General features: G+C 57.9%; 14 protein-coding genes. 9 read left to right on the top strand and 5 right to left on the bottom strand.

The window, feature by feature from the left end; translation table 11 throughout:
• Positions 1 to 84 precede the first annotated feature (84 nt).
• Positions 85 to 5,178, top strand: coding sequence for a dermonecrotic toxin domain-containing protein (locus tag ICY20_RS17275; RefSeq protein ID WP_194938103.1), 5,094 nt, complete (start codon positions 85 to 87; stop codon positions 5,176 to 5,178).
• A gap of 34 nt (positions 5,179 to 5,212) precedes the next feature.
• On the opposite strand, the gene ICY20_RS17270 is transcribed toward ICY20_RS17275, so the two are convergent.
• Entirely contained in the window at positions 5,213 to 5,482 is a 270-nt protein-coding gene (locus ICY20_RS17270) for a PepSY domain-containing protein (RefSeq protein WP_194938102.1), read from the bottom strand.
• Between the two features lie 141 nt (positions 5,483 to 5,623).
• On the opposite strand from ICY20_RS17270, the gene ICY20_RS17265 reads away from it, so the two are divergent.
• The 7 genes from ICY20_RS17265 to ICY20_RS17235 all read left to right on the top strand — a co-directional run bounded on the left by ICY20_RS17265 (position 5,624) and on the right by ICY20_RS17235 (position 11,607).
• The gene (locus ICY20_RS17265) at positions 5,624 to 6,625 is read left to right on the top strand and encodes a FecR family protein (RefSeq protein ID WP_194938101.1); all 1,002 of its coding nucleotides are present in this window, start codon (positions 5,624 to 5,626) and stop codon (positions 6,623 to 6,625) included.
• Between the two features lie 328 nt (positions 6,626 to 6,953).
• Complete coding sequence (locus ICY20_RS17260; RefSeq protein WP_194938100.1) at positions 6,954 to 7,403, top strand: hypothetical protein; 450 nt, start codon at positions 6,954 to 6,956, stop codon at positions 7,401 to 7,403.
• A gap of 1 nt (position 7,404) precedes the next feature.
• Positions 7,405 to 7,968 carry an adhesin gene (locus tag ICY20_RS17255; protein ID WP_194938099.1) on the top strand — a complete coding sequence of 188 codons (564 nt, stop codon included), beginning with the start codon at positions 7,405 to 7,407 and terminating at the stop codon, positions 7,966 to 7,968.
• Between the two features lie 69 nt (positions 7,969 to 8,037).
• Positions 8,038 to 8,724: a heme utilization protein gene (locus ICY20_RS17250; RefSeq protein WP_159959066.1), complete on the top strand. Its 687-nt coding sequence runs from the start codon at positions 8,038 to 8,040 to the stop codon at positions 8,722 to 8,724.
• Positions 8,725 to 8,787: 63 nt separating this feature from the next.
• Positions 8,788 to 9,465, top strand: coding sequence for a C39 family peptidase (locus tag ICY20_RS17245; protein WP_194938098.1), 678 nt, complete (start codon positions 8,788 to 8,790; stop codon positions 9,463 to 9,465).
• A gap of 37 nt (positions 9,466 to 9,502) precedes the next feature.
• Entirely contained in the window at positions 9,503 to 10,252 is a 750-nt protein-coding gene (locus tag ICY20_RS17240; protein WP_159959062.1) for a hypothetical protein, read from the top strand.
• Positions 10,253 to 10,302: 50 nt separating this feature from the next.
• Positions 10,303 to 11,607 (top strand): hypothetical protein, encoded by a 1,305-nt coding sequence (locus ICY20_RS17235; protein ID WP_159959060.1) that lies wholly within the window; start codon positions 10,303 to 10,305, stop codon positions 11,605 to 11,607.
• A 102-nt stretch (positions 11,608 to 11,709) separates the two neighbouring features.
• Here ICY20_RS17235 and ICY20_RS17230 read toward each other — a convergent pair whose 3' ends face one another.
• The gene (locus ICY20_RS17230) at positions 11,710 to 13,035 is read right to left on the bottom strand and encodes a sigma-54 dependent transcriptional regulator (RefSeq protein WP_194938097.1); all 1,326 of its coding nucleotides are present in this window, start codon (positions 13,033 to 13,035) and stop codon (positions 11,710 to 11,712) included.
• A 342-nt stretch (positions 13,036 to 13,377) separates the two neighbouring features.
• Between ICY20_RS17230 and ICY20_RS17225 the strand changes: the two genes are divergently transcribed.
• Entirely contained in the window at positions 13,378 to 13,638 is a 261-nt protein-coding gene (locus ICY20_RS17225; RefSeq protein WP_159959056.1) for a hypothetical protein, read from the top strand.
• Positions 13,639 to 13,703: 65 nt separating this feature from the next.
• On the opposite strand, the gene ICY20_RS17220 is transcribed toward ICY20_RS17225, so the two are convergent.
• From ICY20_RS17220 to gnd, 3 genes are read right to left on the bottom strand one after another with little or no spacing between them, the layout of a single operon-like run.
• The gene (locus tag ICY20_RS17220; RefSeq protein WP_159959054.1) at positions 13,704 to 14,528 is read right to left on the bottom strand and encodes an HAD family hydrolase; all 825 of its coding nucleotides are present in this window, start codon (positions 14,526 to 14,528) and stop codon (positions 13,704 to 13,706) included.
• Complete coding sequence (gene zwf / locus ICY20_RS17215) at positions 14,525 to 16,048, bottom strand: glucose-6-phosphate dehydrogenase (protein WP_194938096.1); 1,524 nt, start codon at positions 16,046 to 16,048, stop codon at positions 14,525 to 14,527. The genes ICY20_RS17220 and zwf overlap by 4 nt, the downstream gene beginning before the upstream one ends.
• Positions 16,045 to 17,028: a phosphogluconate dehydrogenase (NAD(+)-dependent, decarboxylating) gene (gene gnd, locus ICY20_RS17210; protein WP_159959050.1), complete on the bottom strand. Its 984-nt coding sequence runs from the start codon at positions 17,026 to 17,028 to the stop codon at positions 16,045 to 16,047. The genes zwf and gnd overlap by 4 nt, the downstream gene beginning before the upstream one ends.
• Positions 17,029 to 17,257: the final 229 nt, after the last annotated feature.

Here is a 17,257-nt window from a genome sequence, read left to right as displayed (position 1 = left end):
ACCGAGCCCAGATACGAGCGCTCTAGCCTCAAGACTTCCCGTGCAGGTAAATCGCACCTCCCCACGTCTTTGAGGGACCACCCAATGAGCCAAATACAACCGCCTTACTTTCTCCCTGAAGCCCTGCGTTCAGCCTGGAAAGAACGCGAGCGCGAGCGCCACTTCGCAATCACTGCCAACGACCGAGGCTTTCTGCACAGCCTGCTTTTAAGCAGCAATGAGGCGCGACGCAAACAGATGCCCCCCATGATCGCCCAGACCCTTTGGCTGAACAAAAACAGCCCAACGGCCGTGGAGTTGGCTGGCAGTTTCATCATGAGTTCTACCGGCACCTACACCTCAGCCTTTCTCTATACGCCCTATGGCGGCCTGGAAAAATTCGAAAGTCGTGCGCTGTTACTCAGTGAGCTGACCGAGCGCCTCAAAAGCCCGAGCACGGCTGACGACCTCTTGGCGTTCATTGCCATGGATACGCGATCGCGCTTGAAACTGGAGCAGCCCTTGGTGCTGACACCTGAAGATATTGAGGGCGATGTTTTCGACGAACAGGAAAAAACCCTGAATCGCCAGCACACGCTCAACCTGCAAGCGGCGCTCGCCGAGTTGGTGAAACTGCCCGGCCTCGACACCATGCTCCAGGCGTTGCTCAAATCGGTCTTTCACCCGCTATTACGCGGCCTTGATCCCAACCTTGCACGGGTTAACTTCTTCAAACTGCCCCCCAACGAAGGCGAACCGCAGCAATGGGCCAATTCGCTGTCGATCAGCGAGACGCTATTGATGTTGTACCGCCAGCAAGCTTGGCCGGTGGGGCAAACCCGCGAGTTTTTTCACCCCCAATTCGCCATGCTGTCCAAGGACGCAACCCGCTGGGAAAACGGCCTTAAGCAGGCATCAGAACAGTTGTCATCGTTCCTACAAAATACCCTGGAGACCTTCTGGAATACCGAGTCGGCAAACGGCACCTCGCGTCGCAGGTTTCTGGCTCAAACGATGGCACACAAAGCCCGAATCGATCTGTTACTCAAACGTCAGACTGAGGTCATCACCCCCGAACAAGCCAATCAACTGGCCGCGCTCTACCTGCCTGACGGGGCGCCGCTCAGCCAGTACAGTCACGGGTTGCGCATCGAGACAGTGCGGTACTGGGAGCACGCGCCGCATTTCGTCGAGCTGACCAGTTCGGTGATGATTGGCAACGCACATACCTGGTTTTACTCACCGCCCAAGGGTTTGCAGGAACTGGCTGACTACGACGACCTGATCAAGACCTTAAAGGCAATGGTCAAGGCCCCAGCCTATGAGGATGATGCCTACAACTTCCTGTCGCTGGAGGAGCGCCTGCTGTTCATCGGTTTTACCCAACCCTCGGTGACCGGCCACCTTATCGTCGGCAACGTGTTTGAACACCTGATGGAAGGCATCATCGACAAACAGAAGCACAACCTGATCTACGTGCTTGGCCAATTCCGACGCGAACGCGGCGAAATCAACCTCTCTGCGCTGCTGGACCACGCCCTGGACATACGCTTCATGGTTGATGACAAGCTCTTGACCCTGGACACCGCGCACCGCTGGACCACCCACTCAGTACTGGCCGACCCCTTTCGCCCCATTTCGGTCACCGCTAAACGCGCTGAGCAGGTGTATAAGCAACTGATCGGCATCCCACAGGCTTTGGACGACCTGATCAACCCCCTGCCATCCATCATGGCCCCGTTGGCCGAAGCCCTGGCCGCCCGCGAACGACAAGCACTCGACCTTGCACGGGTGTACATCAACCGCTACACCGAAGATGCCGCCCCCTACCCCCTGACATTGCCACTGGAAAGCAAAAGCCTGATGGAGCACTTCGCCGAACGCCTGGCCGAAGGTGCCAACCCGGTTCCCGAGTCCAACCACTACGGCGTTTACAAGCCCGACCACACCGCTTATGGGCAACAACTGACGCATGTGGACGTGAGAACGCTCAATCGAATCGTCAATCAGGTGTTGGCTCACTACAAAGAGAACACGCCCCACGACATCCCCCGTAAACGCCTTGAAAACCTGTTGCCACAGATGGGGCACATGATGTCCAACGCGCTACGCAACCTGGCCTCGATACAACGTCTTAACAAGACACTGGATGCCAGGGATGAAGCGATCGTTCAAGCGGTGTTTGACCCCCACAACCCCGACCGGCATCGACGCGAAGACCTCGATGGCTTTATTCCGGACGTCTATCGCGTTACCGTCCTGCGCGATAACGCACCCCTGCGCCACAAGCTGGCCAATTGCCTGATGATTACCGAGCGCGGCGGCCTTGACCACCAGCACTCGGGCCGCGCGATTCTATGGACCCCAGCCTGGAGCCTGGAAAGCTTCGCCTCTGCATCCGTGGCCAAACAGGCACTCGAGGATCGCCTCAAAGACCCTGCTGCGCGCCTGGCACTCCTGGAAAACCTTGATCCGATGCAACGCAGGCCCCACGCCCACTACACCTTGGGTCCGTTCTGGCTGATCACCGAACCGATCAACAAAAACCGTCAGCAATCGTGGATCGACCACTACATCGCACAAAGGGCCCATTGGCTGGCACAGCTGCCTACCGGCAAAGCACTGCTAAGCCGTTTGGCGGTACTGCCGGCCTCCGTTCTTGAAGGCGCTGCCCAGGTCGCCCAGCACTTTGTTGCGCAACGCTCGCTCCCCGCCTGGCTGGGTATGGCGAGCCCTGACGAGCAGCGCCACCAGGCTGAACTACTGGAGCAATATCGGCGCAACACCCTGGATGAAAAAGATTACCTTTATGAGATTTTCTCCCTGCGCCAGCAGGTTCACGACAAGCTCACCGATATGCTGGTGGACTACGCCGTTTACCCCGAAGACGTCTTTATCACGCCACGGTTGGCCTTGGGCGGTGAACGCCAGAACCTCACCGATTACGCCCTGGCTCACATCAACGAGCAGGCGAGCTCATTTGCCGTGGAGTCGGGCGAAGCGCAATTGACCGAGTCGACGATCCGGCAACTGCTGCTCAAATTGACCATTGCCCAGGACAGCCAGGCCTACCTGAACGACAAGCTCGCCCCCGGCCAGCCTGGAGCGAGCGAACGGGAGTTGCGGTTTATCCGGCAATTGCCCTGGCAACTGTTGCAACACGCCCATGCGCTAAAACTGCAAGAGCGTCTATCGCAGACGGGCTACAGCCTGATTCGTCAGGTGATGGACATGCCGGACGCCGTCGCACGAGCCACAATTGCAGGTGCCACGGCGAGCATCCACCCGCTTGAGATGGTCGCGACTTCTGGCGCAAAAATCGTCAAGGCCCTGGGGCTTTATGTAATCAGCGCAGGTGCCACCGGGCCGTTGATTCTCTACGCACCTTACTATCCGGGCCAGAGCTTCATCGAGTTCGAAAACCAGGCACAGTTTCTCGTCCAGCTAAACATACCCGGCAGGCTGCAAGACTGGGTCACAGCCCATCTGAAGGAAGAAGCTGACAGGACGACGTATAAGAACTTGCTGGCCAGCACTGTGGGGGCCGTATCAGAGATTACCTTGGCCAATCAGCCGATCAAAGGCCACGCGTTCAAGCAGCTTTATCAGGAAAATCGGGAAGTCATCGGGCGAATGCTCAAAGCGCAACAGGACCCCGATGGTCAAGGCGCCTGGGAGACCATCAAGAGCCTCTTGAGCAGCGGCGTGCAACGCGCCGCACAATTCTTGCCGGGAAAACTACAGATACCCCTGGTGATCTGGCAGAGCTATACCCTATTCAAAGAATCTGCCGAGGCGCTGCAACAACATCATTGGGCAGATGCCTTGCGCTCGTTCATTCTCGGGGTGGCGCGGATGGCGACGCTGGAGAAGCTGATTCGCACGCCAGCGCCCCCCCCTCCTACTCAAGCGTATAGGGAGGTGGATGAAAAAGAATTGGCCACCACCGACAAAATCGTTGCGCCGACGTTTAAAGACCTCGATGTCACCGACCCCAGGCGCACTCGCCTGCAACCCTTTGAAACCAGCCAGGTGGCGTTGCAAGACTTGCAAAAGCAACCCGCGACCGGCCTGTATGCCAGTGCCGACGGCAAGACGCTCTATGGCGCGGTTGAGGGCAAGGTCTACCCGATCAAGACCGCCAAAAAAATGCGCATTGCCGGCACGGCCAGTAGCGGTGACGGCCCCCTGGTATCCAGCAATCACCAGCAACAACTGGTGCTGGCACCGCACAGTCAATCGCTGCAATACGGCAAAGCACTTTCGAAGATGGGCAACTATTACGTGACCCGTTACAACGCAGGCATGTTCCTGAACATCGAAGCCACCGGAATGGATGAGATTCGTCAACTTGACCCAACAAAAGCCCGGCAGATTATAGATGCGCTGGACCTCTCCCGATTTTACGCAGTACACGCGATGCATAACCTGGTGCAACTCAAACACCTGGCGCCCGGCACACGCCTGGAAAGTTTTCTGAAGCAGTTGTTTGACATCGACATTGTTGACGACGGCGTCCTGCAAAAAGTGCGAGACACCATCGTACCGCTATGCAAAGCCCTGGTTGACCCAGAACTTGACGAGTGGAACTCCTCGCGTTTCGTGGTTGGCACGAGCCGTGATCCCGCACAAGAAGTGATTGCGTTCGTCGTCGACAAAGATAAAAGAAAACAACTGTTTTTTACCGAGCATTTCTTTGATCAACAACTGCAACAGGAATATGCACACCTATTGACCGAACCCTTCGACATTGACTGCCATGCACGAGCGGCCACCATTATTCACGAGTTCGCCCACATCAATGCAGGCGCCGAAGATATCGCCAGCACAGAATCGCGGCGCCCATTCGTAGACCTGATCGAAACCTTGACGGTGGCAGGCAAGGCTGCCCAGAGCTGGCTTGAGAATATGCAGCGCAACGCGCTGTCACTGGGCACGCCGCGTCATCGATTGTTCTCGCGCTGGAACGAATTACTCGGTATGTGGGAGAGCATGGACTCTGACAGCTCGGAGGACCGAACTTTCAAATCCGTCAGGGAAACCACGGGCAGTCCAAGCGTCGATACTGCGCGTGATGCGTTTCTGGATGTCGCCTCGCCTGACAAGCGCATCGACACAATCCTGCGCAACGCCGATTCCATAGCCCGACTTATCTGTGAAATGGGGCGCATGCTCGACCCTGAACAGGGCATGCCGTGACGCCGTCAGGGTCACGGCGCCCGGCGGGTGAACGTCAGTCTTTCTGATCTCGCACGATGTTGCCGGAGGTGCCGTCGATACGCGCTTCATATACAACGCCATCGGATTTGCGCCCTTTGACCTCCCAATAGCCATTGTCGTCGGCTTCGGCCGCGTAGACCTCGATATACCCAGCCTTGGTCTTCGCCACTTCAATGGCTTTCTCAATCGGGATCCAGCCCGCACCCGGCTTATCGGCCATCGCCGCACCTGCGCTGAGCAATGCAGTGGTGGCACACAACGCGACTAAGGTTTTCTTCAGCATTTTCGTTCTCCATTGAGGGAATGTCCTGAATTTTTAGGCGCCCCCAAACGAGAATAAGTTCCAATTGATGTGCAATCGCCATGACGGCTGTTCTCGCCGCCCGCCTGCGGAGGTTAGAATGTGGGAAATCAGGATGAGTCAATGACCGAAAAGTCCCTTTCAGAAGCCGAGTACGACGCTATCACCGACGCTGCCGCGCATTGGTGCATGCGCCTGCATGCGGGTGATTGCACGTCGAGTGAACGTCAGGCATTTGAACAATGGCACGACTCGCACCCGCTGCACGCCTTCGAATACGCAGCGATGCTGGAAATCTGGGACGTCGCCGACCATCTGCCACGCAACGACACGGTGGCGGTGGCGGTGGTGGTGCCGTTCAAACCGCGCAGTCGAGCGCGCACCTACGCGGTGGCAGCAGCGATTTGCCTTGTCGCCCTACCCCTCGCCGCCTTTACCGGCTGGGAAGCAGGCTGGTTGCCCAGCGCCTATGAACGCTTCGAAGCCACCAATGGTCTGCGCCAGGTCACCCTGGGTGACGGCAGCCAAGTGGAACTCAACCTGGGCACTGAGCTTGTCTACAGCAACTACAAGGATCAACGCCGCGTCACGCTGAAAAAGGGCGAGGCGTTCTTCAAGGTCACGCATGACAGCAATCACCCGTTTATCGTACGGGCAGGGGAAGGTCAGGTGCGCGTCACCGGCACCCAGTTCAACGTGTGGAAATACCAGGACCAGGTGCGGGTGACGTTACTCGAAGGCTCGGTACAGATCTCCAGCGACAAGGTTCACGGCAGTGTGCCGCTTACCCCTGGCATGCAAGCCAGCTATCAGCAGGGCGACGCTACACCACGGGTGCAGACAATCACCCCGAACGACACCGCACTGGCCTGGCGCCAGGGCAAGTTGGTGCTCGATAACCTGGCCCTAAGCGATGCGTTACCGCTGATCAATCGCTACCTGAGCAAACCGGTAATGCTGGCCGATGCCAACACCGGCGCTATTCGTATTGGCGGCATCTACAACATCAACGAGGTCTCCAACCTCGTCCCCTCTCTGCCCAGGGTGTTGCCGGTCTACCTGACCCGCAACCAGGACGGCAACCCCGTACTCAACTCGATCCCGCGTAAAGCCCCCAAAGGCTGAACCCAGCCCGCCAATGCGGGCTTTTTCACGCCTATGGTGTCCATTTTTTTTACAACCTGTCGGCCTGCACCGCCCGTAACCAGCGGATTCACGGTTTTGTCATGTGCGGTGTTACAGCGCTGATACAGACAGGTGAACCGTTTGCGCGGTGGCTGGGCATGGAGGGTTTCGGCGGGCGTTGTCTCACGGTTGATACAGCGCGGCCATCACTTTGCCTTGTATTAATCACAACTCATTGAATACATAAGCAAATTAAAAAGCGGCACGGCTTCTGCTCTATCCCTATCAACGCTGTTTAGGGTCAGCGTTACAGATAAGGAATATTGCCGTGGTCACTCACACTCAAGGTTCATTGAGCCTCCTCCTGATCAGCTGCGTACTGAGTACCAGCGTGAGCCTTCCAGTGCTTGCGGCAGGTGATGGTGTGATTGTTCTGGACCGCGCAGTGCGCGGTCATATGTACGGCCGCACTGCCGGCTCCGACCCTAGCCCCACGACCGTCAACGCTAATCCATCCGCGCAGATCTACCACGCCCTGAACACTGAACTCAGCGACAACGACATCGCCGGGATCAGCAGTGGCGTAAGCATTACCCGCAGCGTTCTGCCGAGCGGCAACTTCATTGGTTTGGATAACAACGGTGGCGGCATCGGCCTGGGTACTGGCGGCGCAGCCAGCCACAACGGCAGTTCAAGTCTCTCCGGCACCATCAGCGGCGCCGTCTCCAGCGGCCTCGAACCGCTTAAAAGTATCGGCAGCATGGTAGGGGGGCGTTGAGATGAACCGTTCCTGGATGCTTCTTGCAGTGTTGGGTTGCACGGCGGCGATGGCCGACAGTGACAACAACTCGACCCTTGATAACTCGGGCAAGCAATACAACGGCGTCGTGCAGATCAACCAAGCCTCCGGCGACCAGCAGCAACTGAGCAACAACGCTGCCATCGTCTCGGGCCGCAACGGCCAGGCCACCATCAACGTCACGCAAAAAATCAGCGGCGCTTCCGCCGACCGCTCCCTGAACGCCAAAACGACGATCCAGGGCAACTCTTTCAGCAATGGCAACGGTGTACTGAGCATCAATCAGTCGGCCGGGGCACAAAACCAAATGATTAATGCTGTGCGAATCAGCGTGAACGCTGGCCCGCAGAGCATCGACGACAGTGTCATGTCGCAACAGAACGTTGCGCTTGCAACAGACTCAGGATTGACCCCTACCACTGGCAGCCGCCAGGTCGTTACCAGCGACCAGGCCTTCACCGGCAGCCGTGGAGTGGTACAGGTCAATCAGAGCGCCGGGGTGGGGAACCGAGTGGCTAACACCCTGAACTTACGGCTCAACTGATAAGGCTGAGCCCATAGCTAGACCGTACCAACACTTAACCCATTAATAATAGAAGCACGGAGAAACACCATGAAAACTACTATGGCTCTTAAACCACTGGCTTTCGCTCTTGCTGCGCTCATGGCTGTTGCTGCTCAAGCGGGCGACTACAAAAAAACCTCGTCGGCCGCTACCGTAAACGATGCCCAATCCAACCACGGCAACGTGGTGCTTAATGACAAAACCCAGAATAACGCCTCGATCAACAGCAGCTTCAACAACGCCAGCGGTATCGCGGGAAGCAACAACGCAGCCGGTGACAACAACCAAGGTAAAAACGACGTAGCCATCACCTCTGGCGATGCCGACTTTGTGTTTGCCACCGTGAACTCGGGCCAAGCCAACTACGGCAACCTGGTGGTCAACAGCGGCACCAAAAACAACGCGTCGGTGAACCACAGCTTCAACGACTCCAAGGGTATCGCTCAGTCGAACAACGCTGCTGGCACCTCTAACCAAGGCAGCAACAGCGTCGCTATCAACTCTGGCAAACATGGCGATGGTGGTGCTGCCACTATCAACGCCGCGCAAGAAGTGACCGGCAACCTGACGCTCAACCTCAGCGCCACCACTGGTCATGGCTGGAAAACCACCCCAGTCGTCAACAACGCCAGCATCAACAACTCGTTCAACAACTCCTCGGGCATTGTTGGCTCCAACAACGCAGCAGGCAGCAACAACCAAGGTCAGAACAACGTAGCAATCACTCGCTTCTGATCCTGATAGGGCCTTGGCAACAAGGCCCTTTTTTCATTCCAGTGTCCAACAGGTCATACGATCATGCGCCTCGTTGCCTCTCTTCTTATGTTAGCACTCACCGGCCCGACCTGGGCGGGGCAAATGGCGGTTGTCATGCCCGGTGGTGGGTTGATCTACAAAAATGTCGAGAGCATCCGCGAGCGCAAATTTGCCAACCTGGTGGAACAGAAAACCGACTTCAGCTGCGGCGCCGCCGCACTGGCGACCATCCTGCGTCAAGCCTACTGGATGGATGTGGACGAAGAACACGTCATCAAGGGCATGCTGATCAACGCAGACCAGGACCTGGTACGCACCCAAGGCTTCTCGATGCTCGACATGAAACGCTATCTGGAAAGCATCGGCATGCGTGCCAGAGGCTACCGGATCACGCCAGACGTGTTGCTCACGGTAAAAGTGCCCGTTGTGGTGCTGCTGGAAATTCGCGGCTACAAGCACTTCGTGGTGCTGCAGCGCTCCGACAAGGACTGGGTCTATATTGGCGACCCGGTACTGGGTCACAAACGTTATACAAGGGACGATTTCATCAAGGGCTGGAACGGCATTGTGTTTGCCGTATTGGGTGAAGGCTACGACAAGACCAACGCCCTGCTCTCCCCGCCCACACCGCTGACCGCCAAGAACCAGTTGAACGAGTTCACTCCGGTGCGCGACAGCGAATTGATGGACTTCGGTTTCATCCAGAGCGACTTCTTCTAGAAGCGCAATAAGGAGCAGGACGCTCCAGGAGCAGATGATGAACACTTACCGTTGGCTGACGGTCATGTGCCTGGCAGCCTCAATGCCCGCTTATGCTTCTACGGCCTTCAAGCCGATCGAAATCAAAGACTCGGAAATGGCTGAGATGCGCGGGCGCTATGTGATGCCCGGGCGGATCATCAGTTTCGGGGTCGTCATGAGCAGCAGCTGGACCAACGCAGCCGGGGCGAACGTCACAGCGAGCGCCAGCATGCAGATCGACAAGTCGACCGTCACCCCGCAGTTTTACGTGCAGATCACCGGTAGCGACGGCAACGGCAGCATCAAGCAACCGGACGGCACAGGAACGGTCGTCGGCGGCAACGGCCTCGGCACGGGCCAAGGCGTGACTCAAAGCGTGCGCGCGGCCGGTGATGGCAATACGGCCAACAACGCCGTGGACATCAACGTGACCAAAAACGGTCTGGCACCCGCCAATTATGCGCAATCCGGGCAGGCACTGGTCGCAGGCCAACCGATTACCGGCAGTACCGCCGCCGGCCAAGTCACCGTCTCGGCCAAGAACGGCGGGTTGCAAATGTCGCTGCTGGCCAACAACAACCAAGGCAATGTCGTGCAGCAGATCGGCGCCGGTAATGTACTGCAAGGCACGGTTATCCAAGGCAACAGCAACTTCATCAACAACCTGACGCAGTTGAATGTGGTGCTGGGGAACAATGGTTTGAACAACATCACCCAGAACCTCAACCTGGATCAACTCAAAGGCCTACGCACTATCGGTTATTGAACTACGCTGAGCCACGACACTTACGCAGTTAGAAAGGGACGGCTTACTTCATGCATCGATCGCTATCGTTACGTGCCGTGGTTTGTTTGAGTACGCTCCTGCCGGCAACCCTGCTGTATGCCGCGCCGGACGCCGACATTGAAACGCTTAAACAAGAGTTGTTGGCGCTCAAGCAACGCTACGAAGTGCAGCAAAAAGCACTGGCGGTACTTGAACAACGGGTTCGGCAAGTGGAAGACCAGCCAGCAACACCCGCGCCGAAACGCTTGGCAAAATCCCCCGCAGACTTCAACAAAGGCACCACCGTGGCCGGCGCGCCAGGTGTGGGTGCCGCCGCCGCATCAGGCGGTGCCGGGGGCGGCAGTTCTTATGGGCAAAGTCTCAAGGACGACTCGGCGCCGGCACAAAGCGTCAGTAACCTCTACAACGAGGCCAGCGGCTTTTTCGGCGATGGCAAGTTCAGCTTTGAAACCGGCATTACTTATTCGCGCTATGACGCCCGCCAGCTGACGCTCAATGGCTTCCTCGCGCTGGACTCGATCTTCCTTGGCAATATCAACCTGGACCGGATCAAGGCGGATAACTGGACCCTTGACCTGACCGGGCGCTATAACCTCGACAACCGTTGGCAATTCGACATCAACGTACCGGTGGTGTACCGCGAGTCGACCTACCAGTCGGGCGGCGCAGGCAACAGTGGCACGACAACGTCCGAAGCATCGGTCACCCGCGACCCAACCATTGGCGACGTCAACTTCGGCATTGCCTACAAGTTCCTCGACGAGACCGACACGTTGCCAGATGCCGTGGTGTCGGTACGGGTCAAGGCGCCTACGGGTAAAGAACCGTATGGCATCAAGCTGATCGAATCGCCTAACAACGACAGCCTGTTCGTGCCCGAAAGCCTGCCAACGGGCAACGGCGTGTGGTCGGTTACGCCGGGGATTTCCCTGGTCAAGACCTTCGACCCAGCAGTGCTGTTCGGCTCGCTGTCGTACACCCACAACTTTGAAGATTCGTTTGACGACATCAGCTCCAACGCCAACCAGAAAGTCGGCGGCAAGGTCAGCCTGGGCGACAGCTTCCAGATTGGCGTAGGTGTCGCCTTTGCCCTCAACGAGAAAATGAGTATGTCGTTCTCTGTTTCCGACCTGGTGCAGCGCAAAAGCAAGCTCAAGCCTGATGGGGGGGACTGGCAGTCGGTGGTGTCCAGCGATGCGAACGCAGGTTACTTCAACGTGGGCATGACCATCGCGGCCACGCCGAACCTGACGATTGTGCCAAACCTGGCCATTGGCATGACCGATGATGCGCCGGACTTTACCTTTAGCCTGAAATTCCCGTATTACTTCTGATTGACCCTGTGGTGAGCGGGCTTGCCCCGCTCACTACAACAAGCAAAAAGGAAAAGCCCCGCAACGATAAGGGTCGTTGCGGGGCTCTTCGGTTTACCCGCCCTAGCGGATCTGGTGTTTGTGCAGCAACCGGTAGAACGTCGGCCGGGAAACCCCCAGCACACGGGCCGCGACACTCAGGTTGTCGCTGTGCCGGTTGAGCACATCGCACAGCGCCTGACGTTCGGCACGGTGCTTGTAGTCTTCCAGTGTAGCCATCGGCGGTGAAATTGCCTGTTCGCCTATAAGTCCCAGATCAACGGCTTCAATCTGGCGCCCTTCGGCCAGTACCAAACCGCGTCTCACACGGTTAGCCAGCTCGCGCACATTGCCCGGCCATGGGTGTTGACCCATGGCGACCAAGGCGTCCTCGCTGAAACTACGCGGGCGACGACCGGTTTCCTGGCTGTAGAAGCGGGAAAAGTGGTTGGCCAGCATCGCCACATCGCCATGGCGGTCCCGCAGCGGCGCGGTCACTACTTGGAGGACGTTGAGCCGGTAGTATAAATCTTCACGAAACTTGCCTTTGGCCACCGCCGCTTCCAGGTCAACGTGGGTGGCGGCCAGTACCCGCACATCCACAGGGATAGGCTGGCTACCACCAACGCGCTCGATCTGTTTTTCTTGCAGAAAGCGCAGCAGGTTGGCTTGCAACTCCATCGGCAGGTCGCCGATTTCATCCAGAAATAGCGTGCCGCCATTCGCCGCTTCGATCCGCCCGACCTTGCGCTGATGGGCGCCGGTAAACGCGCCCTTCTCATGGCCGAACAGTTCGGATTGAATCAGGTGCTCCGGGATCGCCCCGCAGTTGATCGCCACAAATGGCTTGGCGTGACGCTGAGACTGACGATGCAATGTCTTGGCCACCAGCTCTTTACCCGTGCCGCTATCGCCGCGGATCAACACCGGAGATTCGGTGGGCGCCAGCTTGGACAGCAATTTACGCAGCTCACGAATCGGCCGGCTGTCACCCAGCAACTCGTGTTCAGGCTCATCCACCGGCGTGTTGCCCTTGCCCCGCAACCGCGCCATGCCAAAGGCGCGGCCAAGCGTTACTTGAACGCGGGCCACGTCGAACGGCAAGGTGTGGAAGTCAAAAAACCACTCGCAAACAAAGTCCCCGACGTTCTGCAAGCGCAGTACATCCTGGCTGAGCACGGCGATCCACTCGGTGCCGCTGCGGCCGATCAGCTCCTTGACTGCCTCGGGGCGCTCCAAGTGATACGGCTGCAAACGCAGCAAGCCGACATCGCACGAACGGTCGCCGACGGCCTCAAGGGCGCAGCTGTCCACCTCCCAACCGACGGTGCGCAAACCGGGCAGCAGCCCATGGCAGTCATCACACGGATCGACCACGAGCAAGCGACGTTGGGGAGGTGTAACAATCATGACTATTCCTTGGCGCCAAAATTGTTAAAGTTATTTAGAAACAACGGTTTGTGGCGCCTGGCGCTTACACTAGCAACATCTTGACGGAGCGCTTGTACCGTTTCGCTATAAGTGTGGGCAAAAAGCCACTTGCCAGCGTTTTCAGCAAAAAGTTGCCCGTCGGTGAAACGTTCATTCAGCTTTCAAAACAGCCGCTTACATGACATTGATCAGGGAAAGTTAAAAAATGTGGCGCTAACATGTGACCCGTACCCGGTCATCGTGCATCAGTACAAGTAACCCGCCGCACGGTCAGCCCAACCGCCGGCACTCACTTGAATGGGCAATGAGAGAGAACCCCACATGAACGCCCCGCTCCGCATCAACGAAGCTCTTTTGATCGCAGACCGTGCTTTCCAACCCTTTCAGTGCGTGGCCTGGCACGATGGCAACGGCGCCCTCAGCCTAAGCGTCATCGACCGCACCAACACCCGTATCGGCAGCAAACAACTGTCTTCAAGCACTTATACTGACCCGGCGCAATTGGAAGACTTGCTGTTGCAGGCTCGCGCCGAGCTCGATAAAAGCGGCTACCAGTTGCAGTCTTGGGCAATGCCGAAGTAACTCGACAGCCTAACTTGCGCTCATAGGTTAAATGAGCGCAAGTTCGCTGTTAGAGCAAACACTACTTATCGCTTCGCGAGAACAAACCGCTCAATGGCTTCGGCCGCGCCATCCTCGATATTAGTGCCGGTGACAACACTGGCCTGGCGCTTGACGGCTTCTTCAGCCTGCCCCATGGCAATCGATAACCCGGCCACGTGAAACATTGCCGGGTCATTGCCGCCGTCTCCAATCGCCGCTGTTTGCGCCAACGGCACCCCCAGGTGAGCGGCCAGAGTCTTCAAGGCTTCGCCCTTATTGGCCAACATGGCCGTGACGTCCAGGTACACCGGTTGCGAGCGTGAGACCTGGGCCAAGCCCTGAACCTTGGGCTGCAACTGCGCCTCCAGCGCCACCAGCAATTGGGTGTTGTTACTGGCAGCGACGATCTTGTCGACCCGGTCCAGGTAAGGCTCGAAGCTCTCCACTACAACCGGCCCATAACCAAGGCCATCAGCTTCACGCTGCACCATTGGCCCTGGCGGGTCACGGCGCAGCCAGTCACCGTCGGCAAAGACCCACACCTCTACATCCGGCTCAGCCGAGAATAACGCCAAGGTAATCAACGCCGCCTCCGCCGGTAGATGGTGAGCGACCAGGATGCTGCCATCCGGGTTGATCAGCGTGCCGCCATTGAAACCCGCCACCGGCACATCAATACCAAAGGTTTCGATCAGGTGCAGCATGGCCTTGGGCGGGCGCCCGCTGGCCAGGCTGAAAAACACCCCGCTGTCGCGCAAGGCTCGTATCGCATCGGCTGTACGCTGGCTCAGGCTGTGGTCCGGGTGCAGCAATGTGCCGTCCACGTCACTGAGGATAAAACGGATGGGATGAATCGCTGCATCACTCATCCGAGGCTATGCCACGTGCGGCCGTCACGGGCCAACAGAGCATCGGCGGCGGCCGGGCCATCTTCTCCAGCCTTATAGGCCTGGATGCCGTCATCCTCCTTCCATGCATCAAGGAAGGGCTGCACCGCACGCCAGCCGTTCTCGATATTGTCGGCGCGTTGGAACAAGGTCTGATCGCCGGTCATGCAGTCGTAGATCAGGGTTTCATACCCGGTCGACGGCTGCATTTCGAAGAAGTCCTTGTAGGCGAAACCCAGCTGGATGTTCGCCATGTCCAGGGTCGGCCCGGGCTTTTTGGCCAACAGGTCGAACCACATGCCTTCATTCGGTTGGATCTGGATCTTCAGGTAAGTGGGCTTGAGCTCATCGACCGCAGTATCACGAAACTGCGCGTACGGCGCCGGCTTGAAGCAGATCACGATTTCAGTGTCGCGTACGCTCATGCGCTTGCCGGTGCGCAAATAGAACGGTACGCCGACCCAGCGCCAATTGTCGATCATCACCTTGAGGGCGACGAAGGTCTCGGTGCTGCTGTCGGGGGCGACATTGGCTTCTTCGCGGTAGCCCGGCAGTTGCTTGCCGGCGATTTCGCCTGAGGTGTACTGACCACGTACCGAGTTGGCCCGCGCGTCCTCCAGGGACCAGGGGCGTACCGCACCGATCACCTTGGCCTTTTCACCGCGCACGGCATCGGCACCAAAGGCGGCCGGCGGCTCCATGGCCACCATCGCCAGCAACTGGAACAGGTGGTTCGGCACCATATCCCGCAGGGTGCCGGTTTTCTCAAAGAAATTACCCCGTGTCTCCACGCCGACGGTTTCGGCGGCGGTGATCTGCACGTGGTCGATGTAGTGATTGTTCCAGAACGCTTCGAACAGCACGTTGGAGAAACGGCTGATCAGAATGTTCTGCACCGTTTCTTTGCCCAGGTAATGGTCGATGCGATAGATCTGCTTCTCACTCATTACCTTGAGCAGGTTGGCGTTCAGCGCTTCGGCGGTGGCCAGGTCGGAGCCAAAAGGCTTCTCGATGACCACACGGCGGAAACCGTCGTCGATCTCTGTCAACAGGCCGGCACTGCCCAAGCGCTGCACCACTTCACTGAAGAAGCGCGGCGCAGTGGCCAGGTAGAACACCGCGTTGCCAGTACCGCTGTCGGCGATCTTTTGGGCGATGTCGGCGTAGGTGCTGTCGTCGAGGAAATCGCCCTCGACGTAGCTGATACCTTGGGCCAACTGAGCCCACAGGGCTGGGTCCAGCGCGTCTGCGCCATTGCCCCGCACCTTGCTCGCCGCTTCAGTGCGAATAAAGTCCTCGAGTTTCTTGGCGAAGTCAGCGTCACTGATGGCGTTGTGATCAACACCCACGATACGCAGCCCATTGCCCAGCAGGCCGTCCCGGCTGAGGTTGTACAGCGCCGGCATCAGCAGGCGCTTGACAAGGTCACCATGGGCACCAAACAGAAACAGCGTGGTGGGCGGAGCAGGTTCGGCCTCGGGTTTCTTGCCGTTGGCGGTCATTTTTTGGAGGTCTCCACGTGGCCGCCAAAGCCGAAGCGCATGGCAGAGAGCATTTTGTCACCGTAAGTGCTTTGCTGGCGCGAGCGGAAACGTGCAAACAGCGAGGTCGACAACACTGGCACCGGCACGGCTTGTTCCATGGCGGCTTCGATGGTCCAGCGGCCTTCACCACTGTCGGCCACGGAGCCTGAGTAACCGTCGAGTTTCGGGTCGGTGGCCAGGGCGTCGGCGGTCAGGTCCAGCAACCAGGACGACACAACGCTGCCACGGCGCCAGACTTCAGCAATGTCGGCAACATTCAGGTCGAAGCGCTGGTCTTCAGGCAGGTTGTCCGAGTTCTTGGTCTTGAGGATGTCAAAACCTTCGGCAAACGCCTGCATCATCCCGTACTCGATGCCGTTATGGATCATCTTGACGAAGTGACCGGAACCCGCAGGGCCTGCGTGGATATAGCCTTGTTCGGCGCGCGGGTCAGCGCTGTCTTTGCGGTCTTTGGTGCGCGGAATATCACCCAGGCCTGGCGCCAGCGTCTTGAAGATCGGGTCCAGGCGCTGCACGGTCTCGGTGTCGCCACCGATCATCATGCAGTAGCCGCGCTCCAGGCCCCACACGCCGCCGGAGGTGCCGACGTCGACATAGTGCAGGCCTTTTTCTGCCAATGCCTTGCCACGACGCACGTCGTCCTTATAGTTGGTGTTGCCGCCGTCGATGATCACATCGCCGTCTTCCAGCAGTTCGCTCAGTTCGTTAATGGTGTTTTCAGTGGGGTCGCCCGCCGGCAACATCACCCACACGGCGCGAGGCTTTTGCAGCCCGGCAACCAAGGCCTTGAGGTCGGCAACGCCAGTGGCGCCCTCTTCGCTCAGGGTTTTGACAAATGCTTCGTTACGGTCGTAAACAACGGTGGTATGCCCATTGAGCATCAGGCGCCGTGCAATATTCCCGCCCATGCGGCCTAGTCCGATAATCCCCAGTTGCATGTGCTGATGCTCCTACTACTTAAAAAATGTGTGACATAGTTTATAGCGCAATGAGGCTAATGAGGGTTAGTCAGGTGCATATCCGTGTAGTTTCATGAGAAAAAGTTGCCATCGTTTCACCATCACCGCACTGAAAGTCACACGACCTTCAAAAATAAAAAAGTTCCCTTGTCTCGAAAAAGAATTCAGAATTGCTTCCGACTGCTGCCGAGAACCTCGACTCAAGCGT

The sequence above is a fragment of the Pseudomonas pisciculturae genome (genome assembly GCF_015461805.1).
Taxonomy (GTDB): domain Bacteria; phylum Pseudomonadota; class Gammaproteobacteria; order Pseudomonadales; family Pseudomonadaceae; genus Aquipseudomonas; species Aquipseudomonas pisciculturae.
This window is presented reverse-complemented; position numbering and strand designations above follow the sequence as displayed.